16 protein-coding genes and 1 riboswitch are annotated in these 24,602 nt (G+C 62.7%); of the genes, 8 read left to right on the top strand and 8 right to left on the bottom strand.

The window, feature by feature from the left end:
- On the bottom strand, positions 1-3,255 hold a 3,255-nt coding region (locus tag XH88_RS26310; protein WP_271671150.1), incomplete at its 3' end, for an AIDA repeat-containing protein.
- A gap of 52 nt (positions 3,256-3,307) precedes the next feature.
- Entirely contained in the window at positions 3,308-4,510 is a 1,203-nt protein-coding gene (locus XH88_RS26315) for a TrmJ/YjtD family RNA methyltransferase (RefSeq protein ID WP_271671151.1), read from the bottom strand.
- A 62-nt stretch (positions 4,511-4,572) separates the two neighbouring features.
- Between XH88_RS26315 and XH88_RS26320 the strand changes: the two genes are divergently transcribed.
- The 4 genes from XH88_RS26320 to XH88_RS26335 all read left to right on the top strand — a co-directional run bounded on the left by XH88_RS26320 (position 4,573) and on the right by XH88_RS26335 (position 8,474).
- Complete coding sequence (locus XH88_RS26320) at positions 4,573-4,782, top strand: hypothetical protein (protein WP_271671152.1); 210 nt, start codon at positions 4,573-4,575, stop codon at positions 4,780-4,782.
- A gap of 26 nt (positions 4,783-4,808) precedes the next feature.
- A complete protein-coding gene (locus XH88_RS26325) occupies positions 4,809-6,521 on the top strand; it encodes an alpha/beta hydrolase family protein (protein WP_271671153.1) in 1,713 nt (570 codons plus the stop codon).
- Between the two features lie 138 nt (positions 6,522-6,659).
- Positions 6,660-7,874, top strand: a complete 1,215-nt coding sequence (locus XH88_RS26330; RefSeq protein WP_271671154.1) for an NADP-dependent isocitrate dehydrogenase — start codon at positions 6,660-6,662, stop codon at positions 7,872-7,874.
- Positions 7,875-7,976: 102 nt separating this feature from the next.
- Positions 7,977-8,474 carry a DUF3455 domain-containing protein gene (locus XH88_RS26335; RefSeq protein ID WP_271671155.1) on the top strand — a complete coding sequence of 166 codons (498 nt, stop codon included), beginning with the start codon at positions 7,977-7,979 and terminating at the stop codon, positions 8,472-8,474.
- Positions 8,475-8,478: 4 nt separating this feature from the next.
- On the opposite strand, the gene XH88_RS26340 is transcribed toward XH88_RS26335, so the two are convergent.
- Together XH88_RS26340 and alaS are read right to left on the bottom strand one after the other, a co-directional pair.
- On the bottom strand, positions 8,479-9,708 hold the full coding sequence (locus tag XH88_RS26340; RefSeq protein ID WP_271671156.1) for a cyclic nucleotide-gated ion channel: 1,230 nt from the start codon (positions 9,706-9,708) through the stop codon (positions 8,479-8,481).
- 5 nt (positions 9,709-9,713) lie between these two features.
- Positions 9,714-12,395, bottom strand: a complete 2,682-nt coding sequence (gene alaS, locus XH88_RS26345) for an alanine--tRNA ligase (RefSeq protein WP_271671157.1) — start codon at positions 12,393-12,395, stop codon at positions 9,714-9,716.
- A gap of 257 nt (positions 12,396-12,652) precedes the next feature.
- Positions 12,653-12,742: riboswitch (glycine riboswitch) on the top strand.
- Positions 12,743-12,885: 143 nt separating this feature from the next.
- On the opposite strand from alaS, the gene gcvT reads away from it, so the two are divergent.
- Genes gcvT through gcvP form a run of 3 tightly spaced genes read left to right on the top strand, consistent with a single transcriptional unit; the run spans position 12,886 to position 17,293 of the window.
- Positions 12,886-14,034, top strand: coding sequence for a glycine cleavage system aminomethyltransferase GcvT (gene gcvT / locus XH88_RS26350; protein ID WP_271671158.1), 1,149 nt, complete (start codon positions 12,886-12,888; stop codon positions 14,032-14,034).
- A 9-nt stretch (positions 14,035-14,043) separates the two neighbouring features.
- Positions 14,044-14,412, top strand: a complete 369-nt coding sequence (gene gcvH, locus XH88_RS26355) for a glycine cleavage system protein GcvH (RefSeq protein WP_271671159.1) — start codon at positions 14,044-14,046, stop codon at positions 14,410-14,412.
- A 16-nt stretch (positions 14,413-14,428) separates the two neighbouring features.
- The gene (gcvP, locus tag XH88_RS26360; RefSeq protein ID WP_271671160.1) at positions 14,429-17,293 is read left to right on the top strand and encodes an aminomethyl-transferring glycine dehydrogenase; all 2,865 of its coding nucleotides are present in this window, start codon (positions 14,429-14,431) and stop codon (positions 17,291-17,293) included.
- Positions 17,294-17,446: 153 nt separating this feature from the next.
- On the opposite strand, the gene XH88_RS26365 is transcribed toward gcvP, so the two are convergent.
- The 3 genes from XH88_RS26365 to XH88_RS26375 all read right to left on the bottom strand — a co-directional run bounded on the left by XH88_RS26365 (position 17,447) and on the right by XH88_RS26375 (position 20,879).
- Positions 17,447-18,442, bottom strand: coding sequence for a hypothetical protein (locus XH88_RS26365; protein ID WP_271671161.1), 996 nt, complete (start codon positions 18,440-18,442; stop codon positions 17,447-17,449).
- A 220-nt stretch (positions 18,443-18,662) separates the two neighbouring features.
- Positions 18,663-19,751, bottom strand: a complete 1,089-nt coding sequence (gene recA / locus XH88_RS26370) for a recombinase RecA (RefSeq protein WP_271671162.1) — start codon at positions 19,749-19,751, stop codon at positions 18,663-18,665.
- Between the two features lie 309 nt (positions 19,752-20,060).
- The gene (locus XH88_RS26375; RefSeq protein ID WP_271671163.1) at positions 20,061-20,879 is read right to left on the bottom strand and encodes a hypothetical protein; all 819 of its coding nucleotides are present in this window, start codon (positions 20,877-20,879) and stop codon (positions 20,061-20,063) included.
- Positions 20,880-21,359: 480 nt separating this feature from the next.
- Here XH88_RS26375 and XH88_RS26380 point away from each other — a divergent pair, with 480 nt between their 5' ends.
- Entirely contained in the window at positions 21,360-22,250 is an 891-nt protein-coding gene (locus tag XH88_RS26380) for a transposase (RefSeq protein WP_271671164.1), read from the top strand.
- Positions 22,251-22,592: 342 nt separating this feature from the next.
- Here XH88_RS26380 and XH88_RS26385 read toward each other — a convergent pair whose 3' ends face one another.
- Positions 22,593-23,210, bottom strand: a complete 618-nt coding sequence (locus XH88_RS26385; protein ID WP_271671165.1) for a Panacea domain-containing protein — start codon at positions 23,208-23,210, stop codon at positions 22,593-22,595.
- Positions 23,211-24,602 lie beyond the last annotated feature (1,392 nt).

Consider the following 24,602-nt stretch of genomic DNA (forward strand, 5'->3'; position numbering starts at 1 on the left):
TCCGCTGCCTTCCGTGTCCCACAAGCCGTACTGGGTAATGCCTTCGCCATCCGCATCGCTGGCCGTAAATAGTCCCGAGGCGGCGCGGCTCTGTCCGACAGCCAAGGCCACGTTGGCTGCGGTCACCACCGGCGCGGTCGGACCCGCCGTGAACGCTTGCCAGGCACTCCAGGACGAGCCGTCCGAGGCGCGGACATAAAGCTGGTCGGTGTCGCTGCCCGCCACGTAGGAGGTGCTCGCAAGTTGCGCGGCGCTCACAATGATCTCGGTATTGGCGGCTTGCGCCACACCATTGATCGTAAATCGGCCGCTGGTATTGGAGTCCCAGAACGAATAGGTCGTGATCGGGTCGCCATTGGGATCGCTCGCCACAAAAAGTGACGAGGCGGCAACGCTGTGCCCGCTTGCGATCGCCGCATTGGTCGCAGTCACCAACGGCGCCTGATTGACCGGCGCCGTGACCGTGAACGACTGCCAGGCGCTCCAAGCGGTGCCATCGAACGCCCGCACATATAGCTGGTCGGTACCCGAACCAGACACGTAGAACGTATTTGGCAATTGCGCGGCTCCGACGACGATCTCGGTATTGGCGGCTTGAGCCACGCCATTCACCGTAAATCGGCCGTTGGCATTGGAATCCCAGAACGAATAGGTCGTTATCGTGTCGCCGTCGACATCGCTGACGGTGAACATCGATGATGCCGCAAGGCTTTGACCATGCGCCGCCGCGAGGTTCGATACGGACACCGTCGGTGCGGTGTTGGCGAATGGGGTGGCCGTAAATCCCATCCAATTGCCCCACAGTTCGCCGTCAAATGCCCGAGCATAAAGATGGTCTGTCGCCGAGCCGAACACATAACTCGTTTGCGCCAGTTGAGCTGCCGTGATCACGATCTCCGCGTTGGTAGCCTGATTCACGCCGTTGACGACCCAGCGTCCGTTGCCCTCGGTGTCCCACAACGAGTACTGGGTGATCGCGTCGCCATCCGCATCGGTCGTGCTGAACAGGCTGGAAGCGGCAATGGACGTCTGACCATGCGCCGCCGTCGTGTTGACGGCGGTCACGACAGGCGCACGATCGACGGGGCCGTTGACAAAGAATTGTTTCCACGCGCTCCACGCGGTGCCGTCATAGGCTCGCACATAAAGCTCGTCTGAACCTGAGCCCGACTGGAACATGGTGCTGGCCAGCTGCGCCGCGCTGATGTCGATCGCGACATTGCTGCCCTGCGCGACTCCGCCGACACTCCAACGGCCGCTCGCTGGGTCAGGTGTCGAGTCCCACAACTGGTAGGCCATGATCGCGTCGCCATCGGCGTCGGTCGCGCTGAACAGGCTGGAGGCTGCAAAGCTCTGATTATGTGTTGCCGTCTTGTCGGTTGCGCTTGCGACCGGCGCAACGTTTGAGCGGACAGAGATCAGAACTCCGGTGCCGCCGTCATGTCCGAGCTGGAAATGCCGGCCCGAATAGTCGACGCCGGTCTCCAGCTTGAGATTGTAGGTGTTCGCGCCCTCAACAATATTGAGCGTGTTGCCGGATAGAAGTTGCGCCGTGCCCCCCGCCGAGAATGTCACTCCGGCGAGATCAATCGTATTGCCGATTGTCAAACCGCTGACGACGCCGGTCGGCATCGTTGTACCGTCAAGACGCAGGACGCCGCCTGAACCCGAAAACACGATCGGACCAGCACCTGTCGATCCGCCACCGGCTATTTCGAGAATGCCACCCGCAATCACCGTCGAGCTGGCATTGCCGCCCGCAGAGACAAACTCCGTGCCGCCACTAGAAACGACCGTTGCAACAGCAACGCCGCCAGAAGACACGATTAGCTGTCCACCGGAATAGATCTGGGCGCCGCTGGCCTGGCCGCCGCTCGAAATATTCTGTAAGCCGCCGCTCAGGAGCGTGCCGGCCGCTAGTCCACCTGAAAATACGTTCTCAATCGCGCCGGAATAGACAGTCGTCGAACTGGCAATTCCTCCACCGTATCCGAGGCTCGCCGGGAAGTACCCGGAATTCACGTTCTGTATCGCACCACTGCTCAGAACGGTCTGCGAGACTACGCCGCCCAGAATATATTGGACGCCGCCGCCGCTGATCGTTGCGGCGCTGACGACGCCGCCTCTTTGGATGAGTTGGTTCGCACCGCTGTTGATGATCGTCCCAACCGCCAGTGAACCGGAACCTAGAACATTTTGAAGGCCACCGCTGCTGACGACGGTGCCTGAGGCGAGCCCGCCGCCTTGAATCGTCTGACTGCCGACGTTGACGATTGTGCCGCTCGCGACTCCGCCGGAATTTACATACTCCTGACCACCGCTGGTGAGGGTAGTCCCGGTAACGCCGCCTCCTGACGAAACGATCAGCGCGCCACTTCCGTTGACGTTCGTGGCGCTGGCGTGGCCGCCGTCGAAAACGACCGCCACGCCGTAAGCGCCAATGGTCGTTCTATTGATCAGGCCGCCGGAATAGACCTGCTGGACGCCGCCTTGGCTGATGATCGTATCTTCTGCCAAGCCCGCCGAGTAGATGTGGGAATTGAAATTCACACTTTCCGGCTGTTGTCCGGAGTGAACATATTGCACGCCACCGCTGCTGATGACGGTTCTGAGCGCGTAGCCGCCTGCGACATCCTGAGTGCCGCCACTCAATATCGTGTTCTGAGCCTCGCCCATGAAATCATAAGACGTTGCCTCTCGGACGATCTGATTGCCGCCGGCCAAAACGCGCGTTCCGACCGAATAGCCTCCCGTGAAGACCTGTTCGGTGCCGCCGCTGCTGACAACGGTGTCGAAGGAACTTCCCCCGCCGGCGCCGTCAGTGGAGACGGACGGCGTAAAGACGTTGAGCGTTGCCCCTTGGTTGACAACAGTCGAGGACACAACGCCATGGTTATAGACCTGAACCACGCCGCCGGCTTCCACCGTCGTAGCCTTGGCCGTGGCTCCAAAATGAACGTACTGGGTACCACCGCTTTTCACGATGGTACCACTTGCACTTGTGGTGTTGCCTATGTTGGGACGATAGACATCCTGGATGCCGCCGCTGCTGACGATGGTACCGATTGTTTGGCCTTGCGCTTGGACGAGCTGTGTGCCGCCGTTCAAGACCATGGTGCCGGTCTCTGTGCCGGAGGAAACGATTTCGGTTTGTCCGCTGGAAACGATGATGGTCACGGGCGGCCTTCGATCAAATGATGGTAAATTAAAAATGAGCTTGTCGATCTGAATTACACCAACAACACCCAACTTCAAAGCGCAGGCACCATGTCGCCCGCTTTGTCAGGGAGCAGACGATTGCCAGTGATCAGCGGAGCCGACGATCCAGATTCGTCGCCAGCCGCACCAGCTCCGCCTCCAGATCCCGCTCTACATCCGCCGCGCGAATGTCCAGCACCTGATAATCGCGCGCCTCCAGCCACGCCCGCCGCGATGCGCGATCCGCGGCGATGGTGTCGCCCTCGCCGGGGTTCACCAGCTCGACGGCGATCCGGTGCGGGAAGGAGACGAAGTCCGGGATGTGGCGGCCGACCGGGGTCTGGCGCTTGAACTGCCCTGCAAAGCGGCGGTCACGCGTCAGCGCATGCCAGAGCAGGCGCTCGGCATCGGTCGGGTTGCGGCGGAGCAGACGGGCGAGACCTCGCACGGTCGAGCCGCTGTCGGGCACGCCGCCGCCCTGCCCGTGCTCGGCCAACAGCGCACGCAGGCGAGTCGCCTGCTCGCCATCGAGCACGCCGCCCTTGGCCGGGCCCTTGCGTCCCTCGGCGATCGCCATCACCACGCCGTGGAGCGTATGCATGTCCTGCTTGGTCGGCTCCATCCGGCTGAAGATGTTGCGGAGGTTGACCAGCATGGTGTCGCGTTTTTCGGCCGGGCGCAGGAATTCGACCTTGTCGAGCTCCCGCACGAGATTGTCGAAGAAGGCCTGCATCTGGTGCTGCGAGGCGCGCTCGGAGCGTACAGGCATGGCGTGCGGCAGCGCGCCAGAGGTCGCCTGCTTGAACCATTCATAGCCGACCAGCAGCACGGCCTGAGCGAGGTTGAGCGAGGCGAAGCCCGGATTGACCGGAAAGGTGATGATGCGGTTGGAGAGCCCGACCTCCTGATTGGTCAGGCCCCAGCGCTCTCGGCCGAACAAGATACCGGCCTTGCCGCCGGTTGCGACGTGCCCGGCGATCTCGCTGGCGGCCGCCTCCGGCCCGACCACGGGCTTGGCCTGGTCGTGGGGGCGCGCAGTGGTGGCAAACAGGAGATCGAGGTCCGCCACCGCCTGCTCGACCGTGTCGAACAGTTCGACCTTTTGCAGAATGTGATCGGCGCCGGCCGCGGCCCGCTGGGCCGCGATGTTCGGCCAGCCGTCGCGCGGGTTGACGATGCGCAAGGCGCTAAGGGCAAAGTTGCCCATCGCGCGGGCGGCCATGCCGATGTTCTCCCCGAGCTGCGGCTCGACCAGGATGACGATGGGACCGTCGAGGGTGTGGCCTGTCTTGGTCTTGTCGGTGCCGGACATCTCATTCCACTTTCTGATTCAGCTTTCGTCTCGTCCTGCTTCCGATGCGCTTGAAGCTCCGCATGAAGACGCTGATCCAAGCCTTCATCCACGCCACCGGCCCGCCTTCCGTGCGGCGCAATTTCTCAAGCGGAGATAACAGGGTTAGCGGCGTTTGCGAAACCGCAATCGCACCTCAATTGGGGACGATTTCGCCGCCCAGCTTGCGCGCGCTTTGCTTTCGGATATGGCTATCAACCACAACCAAAGCGAAGCCGAAAGGCCTGAGCTGAAGCAATATTCGAGTTGGGGGATGGCGATGCTGAAGCGATGGAAATTGGCGCTTCTGGGAATAGTCTTGATCGTGGTGGGCGGGCTCGTCGCCCATCTGACGCAGACCGCAGGCGGCATCCGCATCCAGGACGTCAGGTTCAAGGGCGCCAAGGGCAACACGATGAGTGCCATGCTCTACATCCCCGCGAATGCCACCGTGCAAACTCCGGCACCGGGCATCCTCGCCGTCCACGGCTACATCAATTCGCGCGAGACCCAGGACGGCTTCGCCATCGAATTCGCCCGCCGCGGCTATGTCGTGCTGGCTCTGGACCAGACCGGCCATGGCTATAGCGACCCGCCCGCCTTCGCCAACGGCTTTGGCGGCCCCGACGGCCTCGCTTATCTGCGCGGCCTCGACATGGTCGACAAGGCCAATATCGGCCTCGAGGGGCACTCGATGGGCGGCTGGACGTTGCTCGCCGCAGCCACCGCGATGCCCGACGGCTACAAGTCGATGGTGCTGGAGGGCTCCTCGACCGGAAAACCCTTCGCGGCCGACGGCACTCCGAGCTGGCCGCGCAATGTGGCGCTGGTGTTCGCCCAGTACGAGGAATTCTCCACCCTGATGTGGGGCGTCGATCGTGCCCGCGATGTCACCAAGAGCCCCAAGCTTTGGGCGATGTTCGGCACGCAGTCGCCGGTCGAGCCGGGCAAGGTCTATGGCGACCCGGCAGCCGGCACTGCGCGGGTGCTGTACACGCCCGCGATCACCCACCCCGCCGAGCACATCTCGCATGAGGCGATCGGCTACAGCCTCGACTGGTTCGCCAAGACGCTGCAGGGCGGCACGCCACGCCCGGTCGACGACCAGATCTGGTTCCGCAAGGAGCTCGGCACGCTGATCGCATTTGTGGGTTTCGTCGCGCTGTTGATCGGCACCTTCGATGGCCTGCTCGAGGCGCCGATGTTCTCCCGCCTCCGCCTGCCCGCGATGCCGCCGCATCACGCTGCCACCGGCGGCCGCTGGACCATGGCGTTCATCCTGTCCGCCTTCATCCCGGCGCTGACCTACTATCCGGCGTTTGCGCTGGGCGGCACCTTCGTGGCGCCGTCGGCGTACCTGCCGCAGGGCATCACCAACCAGATCCTGGTCTGGGCCATCATCAACGGCCTGATCACGCTGGCGCTGATGGGCTTCGCCCCCAAGCGCAAGGGCCGAACCGGATTGGTTGGCCAGTCGCTCGTGATCGCAGTCGCATCGATCGCAGTCGGCTACGCCGCGCTGTGGCTCGCCGATCTCGCGTTCAAGATCGACTTCCGCTTCTGGATCATCGCGCTGAAGTTAATGAACCCGAAGCAGGCTCTGATCTTCCTGATCTACCTGATTCCGTTCACGGCGTTTTTCGTCGTGGCGCTGCACGTGCTGCACCGGAATTTCTCGACCATGGAGGCGCCGCGGGTCGCGCTCTATCTGACCAACATCCTGGCGCTGACGTCAGGCTTCATCGTGCTGCTGCTCCTGCAATACGGCACGCTCTGGCTGACCGGAAAGCTGTTCAACCCACTTCCCGACCCCGGCTTCGTGCCCCTCTCGACCATCGTCGCGATCCAATTCGTGCCGCTGCTTGCGATCGTCGCCGTGATCGCGACCTTCACCTGGCGACGGACCGGATCCAGCCTGCCGGGCGCCCTGATTTCAGGCCTGTTCGTGACCTGGTACATCGTGGCCGGCACGGCCACCCAGGCCGCCTTCTAGAATGACTGATCTCGGCGAAAAGATGGGCTGAAAGTGCATAACCGCTCGGCTTCCGCCCGCCCCCGGGCGGTGCTATAGCGCGGGTTAATTTCCACCGCCGCCGTCAAAAGCGCCGTTCCCAAGAGGGCATCTCCGATCATGGCAAAAATCAAGGTATCCAATCCCGTCGTCGAACTCGATGGCGACGAGATGACCCGGATCATCTGGCAGTACATCAAGGACAAGCTGATCAACCCGTTCCTGGATGTCGAGCTGCAATATTTCGACCTGGGCATGGAGTACCGCGACCACACCAACGATCAGGTCACCATCGACGCCGCCGAGGCGATCAAGAAGGTCGGCGTCGGCGTCAAGTGCGCCACCATCACCCCTGATGAAGCCCGGGTGAAGGAGTTCAATCTCAAGCAGATGTGGAAGTCGCCGAACGGTACCATCCGCAACATCCTCGGCGGCGTGATCTTCCGCGAGCCGATCATCTGCAAGAACGTGCCGCGCCTCGTTCCGGGCTGGACCAAGCCGATCATCATCGGCCGCCACGCCTATGGCGACCAGTACCGCGCCACCGACATCAAGTTCCCGGGCAAGGGCACGCTCTCGCTGAAGTTCGTCGGCGAGGACGGCACCGTGATCGAGAAGGAAGTGTTCAAGGCGCCCGGCGCCGGCGTCGCCATGGAGATGTACAATCTCGACGATTCCATCATCGACTTCGCCCGTGCCTCCTTCAATTACGGCCTCTTGCGCGGCTATCCGGTCTATCTGTCGACCAAGAACACGATTCTGAAGGTCTATGACGGCCGCTTCAAGGACATCTTCCAGGAGATCTTCGACAAGGAGTTCAAGAAGGAGTTCGACGCCAAGGGCCTGACCTACGAGCACCGCCTGATCGACGACATGGTCGCCTCGGCGCTGAAATGGTCCGGCGGCTATGTCTGGGCCTGCAAGAACTACGACGGCGACGTGCAGTCCGACACGGTCGCGCAGGGCTACGGCTCGCTCGGCCTGATGACCTCGGTGCTGCTCACGCCCGACGGCAAGACCGTCGAGGCGGAAGCCGCCCACGGCACGGTGACCCGTCACTACCGCGAGCACCAGAAGGGCAAGGAGACCTCGACCAATTCGATCGCATCGATCTTCGCCTGGACGCGCGGCCTCGCCCACCGCGCCAAGCTCGACAACAATGCCGAGCTCGCCAAGTTCGCAACCACGCTGGAGAAGGTCTGCGTCGACACCGTCGAGGAAGGCTACATGACCAAGGACCTCGCGCTTCTGGTCGGCGCCGACCAGCGCTGGCTCTCGACGACAGGCTTTCTCGACAAGGTCGCTGACAATCTGGTGAAGGCGATGGCGGCGTAAAGCTGCCAACCGCAATTTCGCCCGACTGGGCCGGACATCATCACGGGCCGCGTCAAAAGCGCGGCCCGTTTGTTTTATGAGAGCCCTCCGTGGAGACCGACCATGTTCATCAAGCTCGCCGCCCCCTGCCTGCTCGCGGCCATGATCGGGCCAGCCTCCGCCGCGGAGACGGTGCCTGACGCCATCGCCGCATCAGGCGAGAGCATCGTGCTCAGCGTCCACGCCGAGGGCGCGCAGGTCTATGAGTGCAAGGCTGGCACCGACGGCAAGCTTACCTGGGCTTTTCGCGAGCCGATCGCGACGCTATTCGCCGAGGGCAAGACCGTCGGCCGCCACTATGCCGGGCCGAACTGGGAGCACGCCGACGGCAGCGCCGTGGCGGCCAAGGTCGCCGGCAACGCGCCGGGCGCGACGCCTGCCGATATCCCTTGGCTCAAGCTGGAGGTCACCGCCCACCGCGGCAGCGGCGCGCTGACGCCGGTCACGACCGTCCAGCGCATCAACACCCATGGCGGCAAGCTCGAGGGCGCCTGCGGCAAGGCCGGCGAGTTCAGAAGCGCGCCCTACTCGGCCGAGTATGTCTTCCTGAAGAAGGGCTGAGCGCTCAGCGGTCGGAGCCCTCGCGCTCGGCTTGCGCGAGCTCGGCGGGCGCCAGATCGCCGCCGGTCTCTTCCAGCCGCGCCTTGGCCGTCCTGTGGACGTGCGCCGCGAGCGTCGGCATGCGCGCGATCAGGGCGTGAAAGTCCTGGGCGTCCAGCACCAGGAGGCGCGTCTTGCGCGTCGCCGTCACCGTGCCGGTGCGCTTCGTCTTGTGCAGCAGCGCGATCTCGCCGAAGAAGGTGCCATCGGCAAGCCGCACATGCTGGCTCGGCAGCGCGATCTCGACCTCGCCGGCCGTGATGAAATACATCGACGAGGCCGCGTCGCCGCGCCGAACCAGGATCTCGCCCTGCTCCACGGTGCGCGCGCGCAAAAGCCGCATGATGTCGGCGATTTCCGCAGCCCCCAGATGCGAGAACAGCGGCACCCGCGCCAGCATGCCCCAGGTGACGACGAAGTCGCGCCGTTTCACCTCTTCGGCAAAGGCGGTCGAGATGATCGCAACCGGCAGCGCGATCATCGCAAAGCCTGAAATGATGGTGAACACCGAGATGATCTTGCCGAGCGCCGTCACCGGCACGACGTCGCCATAACCGACGGTGCCGAGCGTCACGATCGCCCACCACATCGCCTGCGGGATGGTGCCGAGCTTGTCCGGCTGCACGTCGCGCTCGATGGCGTAGAGCAGCGAGGCGAAGGTCAGGACCGCGCCGGTCAGGATGACGATGCAGCCGATCAGCGCGCGCCGCTCGGCATGCACCGCCGCAAGCAGCGAGCGCATCGCCGGCGAATAGCGGACCAGCTTGAAGAACGGCAGCACGCCGAGGGCCGCCAGCGTCGCGTGCCGGCCCGTGACCAGCACCACCGCGGCCGGCAGGAACGCCATGAGGTCGATGATACCGAGCGCGGAGATGAGATAGCCGAGCCGGTCGGCGAGTGCGGAGCCCTTGCGCGGCGTATGGCCCGCCACCGTCCAGAGACGGGCTAGATATTCCAGCGCGAACACGATCACGCAGAAGATGCTGACGGACGAGAATATCACCCCGAACTGCGCGTCCAGCTCCGGCACCGAGGCGAGGACCATCGCGACGACGTTGAGCACGATGACGCCGATGACGATCTGGATGAAGCGCGACCCGATCGAGTAAGCGAGCGGATCGTGCTCCAGCAATTCGTAGAGGCGATCCCTCATGTTGGGATCGCGAAGCCCACGTCCTCGCGGAACGAGGCGCATGACGTTTACGCAGCTCCCATCGCTTTTTCGATCGCCGCCAGCGCTTCGGTCGCTTTGGCGCCATCGGGCCCGCCGGCCTGCGCCATGTCGGGTCGGCCGCCGCCGCCCTTGCCGCCGAGCGCCTCGGAAGCGACGCGCACGAGATTCACGGCGTTGAAGCGCGCGGTGAGATCGGCGGTGACGCCGACCACGACACCGGCCTTGCCGTCCTCGGTGACACCGACGATGGCGACGACGCCTGAGCCGATCTGCTTCTTGCCGTCGTCGGCGAGGCTCTTGAGATCCTTCATCTCGATGCCTTCGACCGCACGCGCCATCAGCTTGACGCCGCCGGCCTCGCGCACGCCCGCGGCTGCACCATTGCTGCCGGCGGAGGCACCGCCGCCCATCGCCAGCTTCTTGCGGGCGTCCGAGAGCTCGCGCTCGAGCTTCTTGCGCTCCTCCATCAGCGCGGCGATGCGCGCCGGGACGTCATCGAGGGACGTGCGCAGCTCATTCGCCGCGGTCTTCGCCAGCGCCATGGTGTCGTTGGCGTGCCTGCGCGCGTAATTGCCGGTCAGCGCCTCGATGCGGCGTACGCCCGAGGCCACTGCGCTCTCGCTGGTCAGCGTGATCAGGCCGATGTCGCCGGTGCGCCGCACATGCGTGCCGCCGCAAAGTTCGACCGACCAGCCAAGCGCGTTGGCGCCGCGCTCGCGCGCGGTCTTGCCCATCGAGACGACGCGGACCTCGTCGCCATACTTTTCGCCGAACAGCGCGCGCGCGCCGGCTTCGCGGGCCTCGTCGACGCCCATCACACGCGTGATGACCTCGTCGTTTTCCAGCACCACGTCGTTGGCGATGTCCTCGACGCGGGCGAGCTCTTCCGCCGTGATCGGCTTCGGATGCACGAAGTCGAAGCGCAGGCGGTCGGGCGCCACCATCGAGCCACGCTGGGCGATGTGATCGCCCAGCACCTGGCGCAGCGCCTCGTGGATGAGGTGCGTCGCCGAGTGATGCGCGCGGATCGAGGAGCGCCTGGAATGATCGACCTCGAGCTGCAGCGCGGTGCCGACCTTCACTTCGCCGCTCTCGACGATGCCGACATGCACGAAGAAATCGCCGAGCTTCTTCTGCGTGTCGGTGACGCGGAACTTGACGCCGCCCTCGCCCGCGAGCACGCCGGTGTCGCCGACCTGACCACCGGACTCCGCATAGAACGGCGTCTGATTGAGCACGATCGCGCCGGTGTCGCCCGCCTTAAGGCTCGCGACCTCAGCACCGTCCTTCACCAGCGCGGACACCACGCCTTCGGCGCTCTCGGTCTCGTAGCCCAGGAATTCGGTGGCGCCGAGCTTCTCGCGCAGCGGGAACCAGATCGCTTCGGAGGCCGCTTCGCCCGACCCCTTCCAGGACTCGCGCGCCTTCGCCTTCTGGCGTTCCATCGCGTCGGTGAACGCCGACTGGTCGACGCCGATGCCGCGCGACTTCAGCGCGTCCTGGGTCAGGTCGAGCGGGAAGCCGTAGGTGTCGTACAGCGTGAACGCGACGTCGCCGTCGAACATGTCGCCCTTCTTCAGCGACGCGCTCTTCTCGTCGAGGATCGCAAGGCCCCGCGACAGCGTCTTGCGGAAGCGGGTCTCTTCCAGCCGCAGCGTTTCCTCGATCAGATTCTCGGCGCGCATCAAATCGGGATAGGCCTGACCCATCTCGCGCACCAGCGCCCAGACCAGCCGATGCATCAGCGGCTCCTTGGCGCCCAGGAGCTGCGCATGGCGCATCGCGCGGCGCATGATCCGGCGCAGCACGTAGCCGCGGCCTTCGTTCGAGGGCAGCACGCCGTCGGCGACAAGGAAGGCGGAGGAACGCAAATGGTCGGCGATGACACGGAACGAAGCCGCGTTCTGCTGGGTCGGCCCGCTGCCGAGCGCGGACGCGGTCGCATCGATCAGATGCCGGAACAGGTCGGTCTCGAACACGCTGTCGACGCCCTGCATGATGCAGGCCATCCGCTCCAGGCCCATGCCGGTGTCGATCGAGGGACGCGGCAGATCCACGCGCTCCTCCTTCGTCACCTGCTCGTATTGCATGAACACCAGATTCCAGAATTCGAGGAAGCGGTCGCCGTCCTCTTCCGGCGAGCCGGGAGGGCCGCCCCAGATGTGATCGCCGCGATCGATGAAGATTTCCGAGCACGGGCCGCACGGGCCGGTGTCGCCCATCGCCCAGAAATTGTCCGAGGTCGGGATGCGGATGATGCGGTCCTCGGAGAAGCCGGCGATCTTCTTCCAGAGCCCATGCGCCTCGTCGTCGGTGTGGTAGACGGTGACGAGCAGCTTGTCCTTCTTGAGCCCGAAATCCTTGGTGATGAGCGTCCAGGCCAGCTCGATCGCGCGCTCCTTGAAATAGTCGCCGAACGAGAAATTGCCGAGCATTTCGAAGAAGGTGAGATGGCGCGCGGTGTAGCCGACATTGTCGAGGTCGTTGTGCTTGCCGCCGGCGCGCACGCATTTCTGCGACGTGGTCGCGCGCTGATAGGGCCGCTTCTCGACGCCGGTGAAAACGTTCTTGAACTGCACCATGCCGGCATTGGTGAACATCAACGTCGGATCGTTGCGCGGCACGAGGGGCGAGGACGGCACGATCTCGTGGCCGTTCTCGGCAAAGAAGTTCAGAAAGGTCGACCTGATCTCGTTGACGCCGCTCATGTTCATCCAATCGGGTGTGCTTGGACCCGCTTCCTTGCCGTCCAAACCTGACGTTTCGGCTGATATCTGCGGGCCAAAGCGCTTTTAGACAAGGCCAGCTTCCCTGTCCAGAAACTGTGCAAGGAGATCAGAGGGTTGCCGCAGGCGCGCAAGTCCCGTTACAAGTCCCGTTGCAGGCCTGTTGCAATCCCGTTGAAAGACGCAGAAGCCGCGTTGACAGGCTTGGCTCGGCTGTGGTCTGTACCCATCTGTATCGTACGGCCACGTCGGGAGAGACCGGCACAGCTTGCCGGCGCCGAAGGAGCAACCGCCCCGGAAACTCTCAGGCAAAAGGACCGCGTGGCTTTGACGACATCTGGAAAGAGGCGCCTGCGGGGTTAGACCCGCCTGGCACCCGCCGACGGGATAATACTCTCAGGCACAGCGACAGATGGGGCTTCGACCGGTGTCCCAGGGGAATCGTCCCCGGGGAACCGCCGAGGGCCCCGAGATGCTTGCACCCGACGACCAGAAATCCCTGAAGCGTACCCCCCTTTACGACCTGCATGTGTCGCTCGGCGGCAAGATGGTGCCGTTCGCGGGCTATGACATGCCCGTGCAGTACCCCGCGGGCGTGCTGAAAGAGCACCTCCATACCCGAGCTTCGGCTGGCCTGTTCGACGTCTCCCATATGGGTCAGCTCCGCTTGCGGCCGAAGTCGGGGAAGGTCGAGGACGCCGCCCGCGCGCTGGAGCGCCTGGTGCCGCAGGATATCGTGGCGATCGCACCGGGACGGCAGCGCTATGCCCAGTTCACCAATGAAGACGGCGGGATTCTCGATGACTTGATGGTCGCCAATTTCGGCGATCACCTGTTCCTGGTGGTCAACGCCGCCTGCAAGGACGCGGACGAGGCGCATCTGCGCGCCAATCTTGCGGATGCCTGCGAGATCGAATCGCTCGCCGGCCGCGCGCTGATCGCTCTCCAGGGCCCGAAGGCGGAGATGGCGCTGGCGAAGATCTGTGCAGCCGCGCCCGCCATGAAGTTCATGGATGCGGGCTCGCACGAGGTCGCCGGCCTTGCCTGTTTCGTCTCGCGTTCAGGCTACACCGGCGAGGACGGTTTCGAGATCTCGGTTCCCGCTGAAGATGCCGAGCGCCTCGCCAAGATGCTGCTGGAAAATCTCGACGTGATGCCGATCGGCTTAGGAGCCCGCGACAGCCTTCGGCTGGAAGCCGGGCTCTGCCTCTACGGCCATGACATCGACACCACCACCACGCCGGTCGAGGCCGCGCTGGAATGGTCGGTGCAGAAGAGCCGCCGCACGGGCGGTGCCCGCGCCGGCGGTTTTCCCGGCGCCGAAAAGATCCTCGCTCATTTCGAGCACGGCGCATCCCGTCGCCGCATCGGCCTGCGGCCTGAGGGCCGCGCGCCGGTGCGCGAAGGCGCGCTGCTGTTTGCGGACACGGTCACAGGCGAGCCGGTCGGAAAGGTCACGTCGGGCGGGTTCGGCCCGAGCCTGAATGCCCCGGTCGCGATGGGCTATGTGCCGGCTGCCTTAAGTGCGCTCGGCACGAAACTCTTTGGCGAGGTGCGTGGACAACGGTTGCCGCTCACGGTCGCCGCCATGCCCTTCGTGAAAAACACCTACAAACGCTGAGGATCGACAATGACCACGATGCTGTACACTTCCGACCATGAATGGCTCGCCATCGATGGCGATGTCGCAACGGTCGGCATCACGGATTATGCGCAGCAGCAGCTCGGCGACGTCGTGTTCGTCGAACTGCCCAAGCTCGGCCGCGTGTTGAAGAAGGCGGAAGCCGCCGCCGTCGTGGAATCGGTCAAGGCCGCCTCCGACGTCTACGCGCCCATCTCCGGCGAAGTGCTCGCGACCAACCCCGAGCTCGCCGCCGAGCCGGCGCTGGTGAACTCGGATGCCCAAGGCAAGGCCTGGTTCTTCAAGATCAAGATTGCCGAAAAGAGCGAGCTCGGCGGTCTCATGGATGAAGCCGCCTACAAGGCACATACGGCTTAAAGCGATGGAGCAAGCGATGACCGCGCACCGCAAATCCAATGGCGAGACCACCTCCTTCGTTCGCCGCCACATCGGCCCCTCGGCGCGCGATGTCGCCGCAATGCTCGAGACCGTCGGCGCCAAAAGCGTCGACGCGCTGATGGCGGAGACGCTGCCGGCCTCGATCCGGCAGACCACTCCGCTCGATCTCGGCAAGCCGCTGAGCGAGACCGAGGCGATCGCGCATATGGGCGAGATCGCGCGGCAGAACCAGGTCTTCACCTCGCTGATCGGCCAAGGCTATTCCGGCACGATTTTGCCGGCGGTGATCCAGCGCAGCATCCTGGAGAACCCGGCCTGGTACACGGCCTATACGCCTTACCAGCCCGAGATCAGCCAGGGCCGGCTGGAAGCGCTGTTCAACTTCCAGACCATGATCTGCGACCTCACCGGGCTCGATGTCGCCAACGCCTCGCTGCTCGATGAAGCGACCGCTGCGGCCGAAGCCATGGCGCTGGCCGAGCGGCATTCGCAGGTGAAGGCACAAGCCTTCTTCGTCGACAAGGACGTGCATCCGCAGACCCTCGCCGTGATGCGCACGCGGGCAGAGCCGCTTGGCTGGACCTTGATCGTCGGCGATCCCCTCACCGATCTCGACAAGGCAGACGTGCTCGGCGCGCTGCTGCAATATCCGGGCTCTTCAGGTGCGGTGCGCGACCTCAGGCCCGCGATCGCGGCACTGAAGGCCAAGGGCGCGCTCGCGATCGTTGCCGCTGACCTCCTGGCGCTGACGCTGATCGCCTCGCCCGGCGAGCTTGGCGCCGACATTGCGATCGGTTCGGCGCAGCGCTTCGGCGTGCCGATGGGCTATGGCGGACCGCACGCGGCCTATATGGCGGTGCGCGATGCGCTGAAGCGCTCGCTGCCCGGCCGCATCGTCGGCCTCTCCGTGGATAGCCGCGGCGCACCGGCCTATCGCCTGGCGCTGCAGACCCGCGAGCAGCACATCCGCCGCGAGAAGGCGACCTCCAACATCTGCACCGCGCAGGTGCTGCTCGCCGTGATCGCAGCGATGTATGCGACCTATCACGGCCCCGAAGGGCTGACGCAGATCGCGCGCACCGTACATCGCCGTGCCGCCGTGCTCGCTGCGGGCTTGCGCAAGTTCGGCTTCGCGCCCGTCAGCGAAGCCTTCTTCGACACGATCAGCGTCGATGCCGGCGCCAGGCGCGCCGAGATCGTCGCGCGCGCCGCCGCCGAGAAGATCAATCTCGGCATCGGCGACACGCATTTGCGCATTGCGCTCGACGAGACCACGACGCCTGCGATCGTCGAAGCGGTCTGGCGCGCCTTCGGCGGCCAGCTGTCATATGCCGAGATCGACGCCACCACGCGCGAGGTGCTGCCGGAGGCGCTGAAGCGCGCCACGGCGTTCCTCACCCATCCCGTGTTCCACGCGCATCGCTCGGAGACCGAGATGCTGCGCTACATGCGCAAGCTCTCGGATCGCGACCTCGCGCTCGACCGCGCGATGATCCCGCTCGGCTCCTGCACCATGAAGCTGAACGCGACCACCGAGATGATGCCGCTGACCTGGCCGGAGTTCGGCAACCTGCATCCGTTCGCCCCGCGCGAGCAGGCCGCAGGCTATCACGCGCTGTTCGCTCGGCTGGAAAAATGGCTGTGCGACATCACTGGCTATGACGCGATCTCGCTGCAGCCGAACTCGGGCGCGCAAGGCGAGTACGCCGGCCTGCTCGCGATCCGCGGCTATCATGCTTCGCGTGGGGAGAGCCACCGCAAGATCTGCCTGATCCCCGCCTCCGCCCACGGCACCAACCCGGCCTCGGCTGCGATGGTCGGCATGGACGTCGTGGTGGTCGCCTGCGAGAAGAACGGCGACGTCGACGTGAATGATCTCCGCGCCAAGGCGGGAAAGCACGCGAACGATCTCGCCGCGGTGATGATCACCTATCCGTCGACGCATGGCGTGTTCGAGGAGCACATCCGCGAGATCTGCGACATCGTGCACGGCCATGGCGGCCAGGTGTATCTTGACGGCGCCAACCTCAACGCCCAGGTCGGCCTCAGCAGACCCGGCGATTACGGCGCCGATGTCAGCCATCTCAACCTCCACAAGACCTTCTGCATACCGCATGGCGGCGGCGGCCCCGGCATGGGCCCGATCGGCGTCAAGGCGCACCTCGCGCCATTCCTTCCCGGACACCCCGCGACGCAGGCCGATGCGCCGGCGGGGCCGGTCTCGGCCGCACCGTTCGGCTCGGCGTCGATCCTGACCATCTCCTACATCTACATCCTGATGATGGGCGGCGAAGGATTGAAGCGCGCCACCGAGATCGCGATCCTCAACGCCAACTATGTCGCAGCCCGCCTCGATGCGCACTTCCCGGTGCTCTACAAGAACGCGAAAGGGCGCGTCGCGCACGAGTGCATCGTCGATCCCCGTCCGCTGAAGACGACGTCCGGAGTGACGGTGGACGACATCGCAAAACGCCTGATCGATTACGGCTTCCATGCTCCGACCATGAGCTTCCCGGTGCCGGGCACGCTGATGATCGAGCCGACGGAGTCGGAATCGAAAGCCGAGCTGGATCGTTTTTGCGATGCCATGATCGCGATCCGCAAGGAGATCGCCGAGGTCGAGGCCGGCCGCTTCAAGATCGAAGCATCGCCGCTGCGCCACGCCCCGCACACGGTGCACGACATCGCCGATGACGATTGGAAGCGCGCTTATACCCGCGCCGAAGGCTGCTTCCCCGCGGGCACCTCGCGCACCGACAAATATTGGAGCCCCGTGGGGCGCGTCGACAACGTCTACGGCGATCGCAATCTGGTGTGCTCCTGCCCGCCGGCGAGCGATTACGCGGAAGCCGCGGAGTAGAGCTTCGTAGGGTGGGTTAGCAGGCGGCTGCGCAAAGCGCAGTCGTCGGCGTAACTCACCACTTCTGCTTCCGTAGAGACGAAGGATGGCGGGTTACGCCAAGCGGATGCGCTCCGCGCATCCGCAGCGTTACCCCACCCTACGGTCCTGACTCTAAGGCGCAACCAATGATCGGCTCTCGCGGTCCCACCGCCACAGCCGCTGGTTGGTGAGAAGCGTGCCACCCCACCAGCGCCTGATCGGATTGTGCCGGCGAAAATCCTGCCGTCCCTCCAGAACGGCCTTGCCAAACTCGGTTATCGACAGCCGGCTGCGACGATAGGCAGCATTGCGACCTCGCGCATCGTGCCGGGCGAGCGATGCGAGTTTCGGATCGAGACCCGTGATCGCCGGCATCGGACCGGACGCCAGACCTTCAAGCACCGGACCAAGCTCCCACTGGTCGAACACACGCGTTTCGAGCGGCCCGCCCGGCTGAAACAGCTCCTTGGTGCGATTATGCCCCTGGGCAATCAGATCGAGAAGCCGTGCTTCGGTCGCCCCCAGTCCGGTGATCGGTGACGGCAGCTCTGCCAGCAAGTCTTCCATCGCAGGCTTCAGGAAGGGAAGCTCGGAAAGCTCCCGACTGAGCAATCCGACACAGAGCTCCGGCGTTGGTGACCGATACGCCTCCCAGGCGATACGGGCGGCCTCGAACTCGCACTCCGTGACGTCCAATTGCCGCACGGCATGATGGCGAAGTCGGTCGCCGTCTGCACCGAGCAAATCGAAATCGACGAGCCGCAGTTTAACACGCTCGGCCGCATATGGCTCGGAACGGAGATAGTCGAGGATCCAGATCAGCTGCAATTGATTGCTGGGGCTGGGATCAAACCACAGCTCGATGAGCTCGACACCGTAGGCCTTGCAGAACCAGACTAGTCCAAGCTCCTTGTGCGCGAGACCGCTTCGAGGCGACCGGGCAACAAGATCGGACCAGCGTACCTCCGGGTCGCCTCTGAAATAGCCTCCCGTGAGGTACTGCTCCAGGTGGTGCGACGTCGGCAGCGGGCCCGAGACGAATCGAAAGATCAGCGGGACGATCATGTCGGCGCGATCTGCGCAGGTGAGACCAACGCCGGACGAACTGGTCAAAATTACGCGCTTCATGGTCCCAGTGACCTACTTCCAATCGAGACTGAAAATGGAACGGTATGACGATCTCGGCCAAACCCGATCGAGCAAGCCTGCTCCCGCCGCCCCAACCAGTTAGAATCAGACGCATCATCACACCACGCGATCACTCCAACGCCAAAAAGAAACGGGCACTGACGACGTCGGCAACTCAACGTCTTCAGCGCCCGCTCCTCGCGAAAACTTTTAGGCGTGCTTACTCGTCCGCGGGCTCTTCGCCGTCGGCGTCGCGCTCGGGGGCACCGGCGAGGATCTGCTCGGCGATCAGGCCGGAGTTCTGACGGATCGCGGTTTCGATCTTGGCGGTGATGTCGGGGTTGGCCTTCAAGAACGCTTTCGAGTTCTCGCGGCCCTGGCCGAGGCGCTGGCTGTCATAGGAGAACCAGGCGCCGGACTTTTCGACGATGCCGGCCTTGACGCCGAGATCGAGGATCTCGCCCATCTTGGAGACGCCCTCGCCGTACATGATGTCGAACTCGACCTGCTTGAAGGGCGGCGCCAGCTTGTTCTTCACCACCTTCACGCGCGTCGTGTTGCCGACCACTTCGTCGCGCTCCTTGATCGCGCCGATGCGGCGGATGTCGAGGCGGACGGAGGCGTAGAACTTCAGCGCGTTGCCGCCGGTCGTGGTTTCGGGCGAGCCGTACATCACACCGATCTTCATGCGGATCTGGTTGATGAAGATCACCATGGTGTTGGACTTGTTGATCGAGGCCGTGAGCTTGCGCAGCGCCTGGCTCATCAACCGCGCCTGCAAGCCCGGCAGCGCATCGCCCATCTCGCCTTCGAGCTCGGCCTTCGGCACCAACGCCGCGACCGAATCGACCACCAGCACGTCCACCGCACCCGAGCGCACCAGCGTGTCGCAGATTTCCAGCGCCTGCTCGCCGGTGTCAGGCTGGGAGATCAGGAGCTCGTCGATGTTGACGCCGAGCTTGCGGGCATAGACCGGGTCGAGCGCGTGCTCGGCGTCGATGAAGGCGCAGATGCCGCCCTTCTTCTGGGCCTCCGCCACCGTGTGCAATGCCAATGTCGTCTTGCCCGAGGATTCCGGCCCGTAGATCTCGACGATACGGCCCTTGGGCAGGCCGCCGATGCCGAGCGCGATATCGAGCCCGAGCGAGCCTGACGACACCGCCTCGATGTCCATCGAACGGTCGCTCTTGCCGAGCTTCATCACCGAGCCCTTGCCGAACTGGCGCTCGATCTGGGAGAGCGCGGCCGCCAGAGCTTTACTCTTGTCCATGGAAGATCCTTCGACGATACGCAGGGCAGTGGTGGACATTGGGTCGTGCTCCTTATGGCGAGGATTCGCGTGTGGGACAAACGATTGGCGCGGCGGGTCGTCGATAAAAACAACGTACCCCATTTGTTCTAGGTTCGCAATATGTTCTTTTTGGAATTTGGGTACTGTCCGTATTTAACCCCAAGTGTCCTAAGTTGATTTGGGAAGTGTCCTAATTCGCTTTGCGCGAAGATGAACGGAGCGCTTCGTTCATGTAGATGAACAGTAGCTACCGTTCATCTTCGTTGTGACTTTGGGGCTGCATAACTTATTCTGCAAAAATGCCACACCCGGAACAGTAAGGCCGCCTCAGTTGGCGGCCTCTTCGTCGTCGTCATCGCTGAGAAGCGCAAGGTTTGCTTGGATCGCCTTGAGCAGCTTACGAGCACCTTTGGCGTCAACGTTCGCGACAACTTGCAATCGATCACCGTCCATCGTGACCTTGATTTGATTGTCGGAGATCGGCACGGCATCGCCCCCGCCCGCAAACATCATCGCCGGTGGGGGCTGGCGCGGGGTGAACATTTCAACAAAATCCTTGCCCATGAGCGGAGGGCGCTTCGGCTCCGGCGCTGCATCCATGGCTGATATGTCCTCCTGATTTGGAGGCACACTATCAGAATCTAGCAGTCCAGCATAGGAAATAGTGGCCTTATATTCCTTGATTAGGTCCTCTGCGCCGTTCTCATTAAAGCCCCGATCAAGCAAAAGGTAATGCCTAAGCTCGGCATCTACAGGCAGATCACGGCCCCAGCGCTCCCAAAGTTCCTGATGCATTTTGGGGAGCAGCGCTGCGCGTTGGACGAGTTGCTTCCGCTCCTGCGAGTCCGGCCGCTGATCCAGCAGAATCCGGAGCGCCAGTTCGGACAGCTTGATACGGCGCTCTTTGCCGCTCCCGCTATCATCAATCAGCCCGAAATGCTTTAGCGCTGCCGCCGTCTGAATGCCGCCGCTGCTCTTTTCACCATAGCCCCAATGCCCCATGGCACTGATGACCCTGGTATCTGCCTTGCTGCCAATTGCCTTCCGTAGGGCCTCGGCACGCGCAAGCGCCTTATCAAGCGGGATGAACGGATACGCCGGGCTACGCCCGCCAACAGCACCCTTCTTTTCCTCAACATCAGCCATAGGCCACCTCCTGCGACAGCATATAGACCGGGCAAGACATATGCGCAAGACATATTTTGAAAAATAGTCCTTGCGCAGCCGCCACGATATGTCTTATATGTCTCTTAACAACGGAGGCACGTATGACAACACGGCCAGAGCTTCAGCGTAATCCCGACTGGCGCTGAGGCTATGACACATAGGTGGGGCCACCACCCCCGCTCTCTCACAAGGACGGTGGTGGCCCCTTAATCGGCTTTACTTGGTGCCCCTTGGTCTAATGGTAGGACGCTCGCTTTTACAGGCGGAGAGGTCCGGGTCCGAATCCCGGCGGGGCTGCCGAGATCGAAACAAGCGGGACCGCTTTGGTTGCAGCCTCAGCGATCCCTGGCCACCCACCCGAGATTGCGCCCCGGGCCGATGACCAAATCAGAATATACGCTTTGCAGAGCGTGTTTTCCAGAGTCGTCCCGGGCCAATCCTAACGAGGATTGCGCCCTCATGAACGTCCTGTCCCGCGACCAACAGATACTCGTCATTTCCTGCCTCACCGAAGGTCAGAGCATCCGCGCTACTGAGCGCCTGACTGGCATTCACCGTGACACCATCATGCGCCTTGGCGAGCGGATCGGCCGTGGCTGCGCCGAGTTGCACGACCGCATGATGGTCGGCGTCCGCGTCGGCCGCATCGAGCTTGACGAGATTTGGGGATACGTCGGCAAGAAGCAGAAGCGCGTTGAACGCCATGAGATCGGCCATAAGGGCGATCAGTACACGTTCGTTGCTTTGGGGTCTGCCAGCCGCGCCATCATCAGCTATCGCACCGGCAAGCGCGACAGCGAGAATACGGACCTGTTTACGCAGGACTTGCGCGAGCGCGTGCTTGGTGAGCCGGAGATCAGCACCGATGGCTTCCTGCCCTATCAGAACGCCATCCGCGATGCCTTCCGAGGCAAGGCGCACCATGGCGTCATCGTAAAGACCTACAGCGTAACGAACCTGGCTGTAAAAGACGCCGCGCGCCGCTACAGCCCGGCTGAGGTAATCGCGGTAGAGCGCGAGGTAGTAAGCGGCTATCCGGTCAAAATCTCGACCAGCTACGTTGAGCGTCAGAACTTGACCTTGCGTATGACTCAGAAGCGGTTCGCCCGCCTTACCAACGGCTTCTCAAAGAAGCTCACCAACCACGCTGCGGCGGTTAGTCTGTACGTGGCTCACTACAACCTCTGCCGCGTCCATGAGTCCTTGCGGACGACGCCAGCGGTCGCAATTGGCGTGGCTGATCGGGTTTGGACGATTGGCGATTTGATTGATGCGGTGCTGCCGCTCGAGCCGAACCGGCCTGTTCGGGTAACCCGCAACTTCCAAGTAATCGAGGGAGGCAAGTCCTAGAACGGTGGTCCTTTGCCATCGAAGTATCTTCGGAGGCGGGGCGCTATATGCTCCGTCTCCTGAATTCCACGGCAAAGCTGCTCAAACAGTTTTTCGGAAACCGGCTCGTCCGCGCGATAAAGCCAAGCTGCCTCGCCCTTGATTAACGAGGACGTATGGAAGGCCCGACAGAGCTTATAAACCGCCCAACTCTTAACAGTGATCCTGCGATGTGCACCGGCTTCGATAACGCAGGCTGGATCATGAAAGCGCCCCGGCTGGACACTAGAGATACTAACTAACAGATTTGCTTCAGCGGGGCACGGATCAGTTAGGACAACCCATAAGTGATTGCGGTCCGGGTCACGCACCGGGCCGGACGGTATAAGTAATGTCGCCTTCTTCAGTGGTTGGAAGGGCATCTACTTGCGCAATCAGTTGGTCGATGTTTCTTTCCGCTTCGACTTTAGCGGCTAACTCGGCGCTATCATGCTTCCCGAGAAACTTGAATATGCGCTCTAGCGGAATCGGAGTTGACGAACCGTTTGGATCTTCCCACTCGGGGCAGTTCTTATGCGTAAAGTCACGAACCTCGTACTGGTTCATCTTTCCGTAGCGATCCCAGACGAGAGCGAGAATCTTTATTTCAGCCCCTGACAGTTCATCTAAATCGTGAATCTTTAATTCACTATCGGCAAGTCCGATAAAGTGTCCCTCGCGGTCATCAACAAACTCAGCCCACTCGTCACGATCATCCGAAAGCCCGTTGACGTAATTCAACGTAATCGAGTTGACTGGGCCGTGATCCATTGAGACAAACTTGTCCGCCAGTATGGGCGATTCAAACGTCTCCAGCGCCAAACGATCTGACAAATAGATCAGCTTGACGAGTTTCAGCACATTGATTTTGCCGCCTTGCGCTTTTGCGAAATAGGCTGCCACTTGGGCGGCCTTGCGAGCATTGTACCAAACAGGAGTCATCTCGGGCCTCCTATGGTGCGGGCAAGGAGAACGAACTAGGAACCATTAGGCGCATTATATGGGTAGACTTCCACCGGGTGGCATAGGTTCGACCAAGGAAATCACTTCTTGGTTAAGATATGTTGTATTTTTGCAACATAAAGCCCGGTGTCCTAATTCCCCTCTGCGGGTGTCCTAATTAGGACAGTACCGGAATTTGGGTACTGTCCGTAGTTGAGGCCCAATGTCCTAAGTTGAATTTCGCAGTGTCCTAATCATTATGAGGGTAACCCCGTCGTTCTCCGAAGAAGGGATTTGGGCTGTTGCACGAGGGGGAACACTATGCTCGAACATCTCGCGACCTTGCGGGAGCAGATCGCGAAGTGTGAGCAACTGCGGGACCGAGCCAAGTCGAGCATAAAGCGCCACTTTGAAAGGATCATGGCACACTGCAAGGTTCTCGCGGGCGAGCTAGAAGCAGCAATAGATCAAGAGCGGATGACGAGGCGCAGAGTCCAAAGGTAAGTCGGTGTCCTAATTCCCCTCTGCGGGTGTCCCATCGTGCGACATAAAACCTTGGCATAGATTGTGCTGACTAATCCCTGCCGGGTTTTGCATCCACCCACCCGGGGCTGGAAAGCCGCCGCTCGCGATACATTTAAGCGGGCGGCGTTTTTCATTCAGGCTTTCCCGGTGTCCTAATTGACCCCTGCGGGCACGGCTAAAATGCGCAGCGGCCCCGCCAACGCCGTTACACATGACGAGGCCGCCTGCGCTCCGGGTCGGCCGGAGGGGCTAGAACCCGGAGGCCAATAGACTCTACGCCTGCCGGCTTTAGGAGGCGGATGCGCGAAAGGGGCAATCCCTTCGGGGTATCCTAATCTGCGAGAACGGCTGCCCTAATTAGGACAGCACCCGTACGGGTACTTTCCGTATTTGATCACTGGTTTCCTAAGTTGAATCCGCCAGCGTCCTGTTTTGTAGCGTTCATTTCGGAACTGAAGCCGCCCCGCCTGCATATCTGCATATTTGGAGTTGCAAGAACTCAAATCCTGCGGTTAGGACCCGTAACGACGAGGTTGTGTCATGCAGCGACGCCGCCGGTTCAAGCAAACTGTTTCCCTTGAAGAACGCCTTTCCCGAGAAGCCGAACGCCTCCGAGACGAGGCTAAATCCCTCCCCCCAGGTCCCCAGCGAGAGGATGCCATTCGAAGAGCCAGACAGGCCGAGACCGCTTCGCACATGAGCGAATGGCTAAGATCGTCCGAACTTCGCCCGCCTGACTAAATCTTTGGAACAAAGTCCATTTTCATACCTAGGAAGGTCGTGTCCCCAGTAGTGGTGTAGTTCGGTAGAGCAAGGCCGCCCGGACGCGCGCTCCCACATAGCGCCGTAGCGGGCGGGCGGCTTTGC

Source organism: Bradyrhizobium sp. CCBAU 51627 (assembly GCF_028128765.1).
GTDB lineage: Bacteria > Pseudomonadota > Alphaproteobacteria > Rhizobiales > Xanthobacteraceae > Bradyrhizobium.

Coding starts and splice junctions, on each gene's coding strand:
- gcvH (WP_271671159.1), top strand. CDS start 14,044: ATGACCACGATGCTGTACACTTCCGACCATGAATGGCTCGCCATCGAT.
- XH88_RS26340 (WP_271671156.1), bottom strand. CDS start 9,708: ATGCGCCTCGTTCCGCGAGGACGTGGGCTTCGCGATCCCAACATGAGG.
- recA (WP_271671162.1), bottom strand. CDS start 19,751: ATGTCCACCACTGCCCTGCGTATCGTCGAAGGATCTTCCATGGACAAG.
- XH88_RS26380 (WP_271671164.1), top strand. CDS start 21,360: ATGAACGTCCTGTCCCGCGACCAACAGATACTCGTCATTTCCTGCCTC.
- XH88_RS26315 (WP_271671151.1), bottom strand. CDS start 4,510: ATGTCCGGCACCGACAAGACCAAGACAGGCCACACCCTCGACGGTCCC.
- XH88_RS26330 (WP_271671154.1), top strand. CDS start 6,660: ATGGCAAAAATCAAGGTATCCAATCCCGTCGTCGAACTCGATGGCGAC.
- XH88_RS26335 (WP_271671155.1), top strand. CDS start 7,977: ATGTTCATCAAGCTCGCCGCCCCCTGCCTGCTCGCGGCCATGATCGGG.
- XH88_RS26385 (WP_271671165.1), bottom strand. CDS start 23,210: ATGACTCCTGTTTGGTACAATGCTCGCAAGGCCGCCCAAGTGGCAGCC.
- XH88_RS26365 (WP_271671161.1), bottom strand. CDS start 18,442: ATGAAGCGCGTAATTTTGACCAGTTCGTCCGGCGTTGGTCTCACCTGC.
- gcvP (WP_271671160.1), top strand. CDS start 14,429: ATGACCGCGCACCGCAAATCCAATGGCGAGACCACCTCCTTCGTTCGC.
- XH88_RS26320 (WP_271671152.1), top strand. CDS start 4,573: ATGAAGACGCTGATCCAAGCCTTCATCCACGCCACCGGCCCGCCTTCC.
- XH88_RS26325 (WP_271671153.1), top strand. CDS start 4,809: ATGCTGAAGCGATGGAAATTGGCGCTTCTGGGAATAGTCTTGATCGTG.
- alaS (WP_271671157.1), bottom strand. CDS start 12,395: ATGAGCGGCGTCAACGAGATCAGGTCGACCTTTCTGAACTTCTTTGCC.
- gcvT (WP_271671158.1), top strand. CDS start 12,886: ATGCTTGCACCCGACGACCAGAAATCCCTGAAGCGTACCCCCCTTTAC.
- XH88_RS26375 (WP_271671163.1), bottom strand. CDS start 20,879: ATGGCTGATGTTGAGGAAAAGAAGGGTGCTGTTGGCGGGCGTAGCCCG.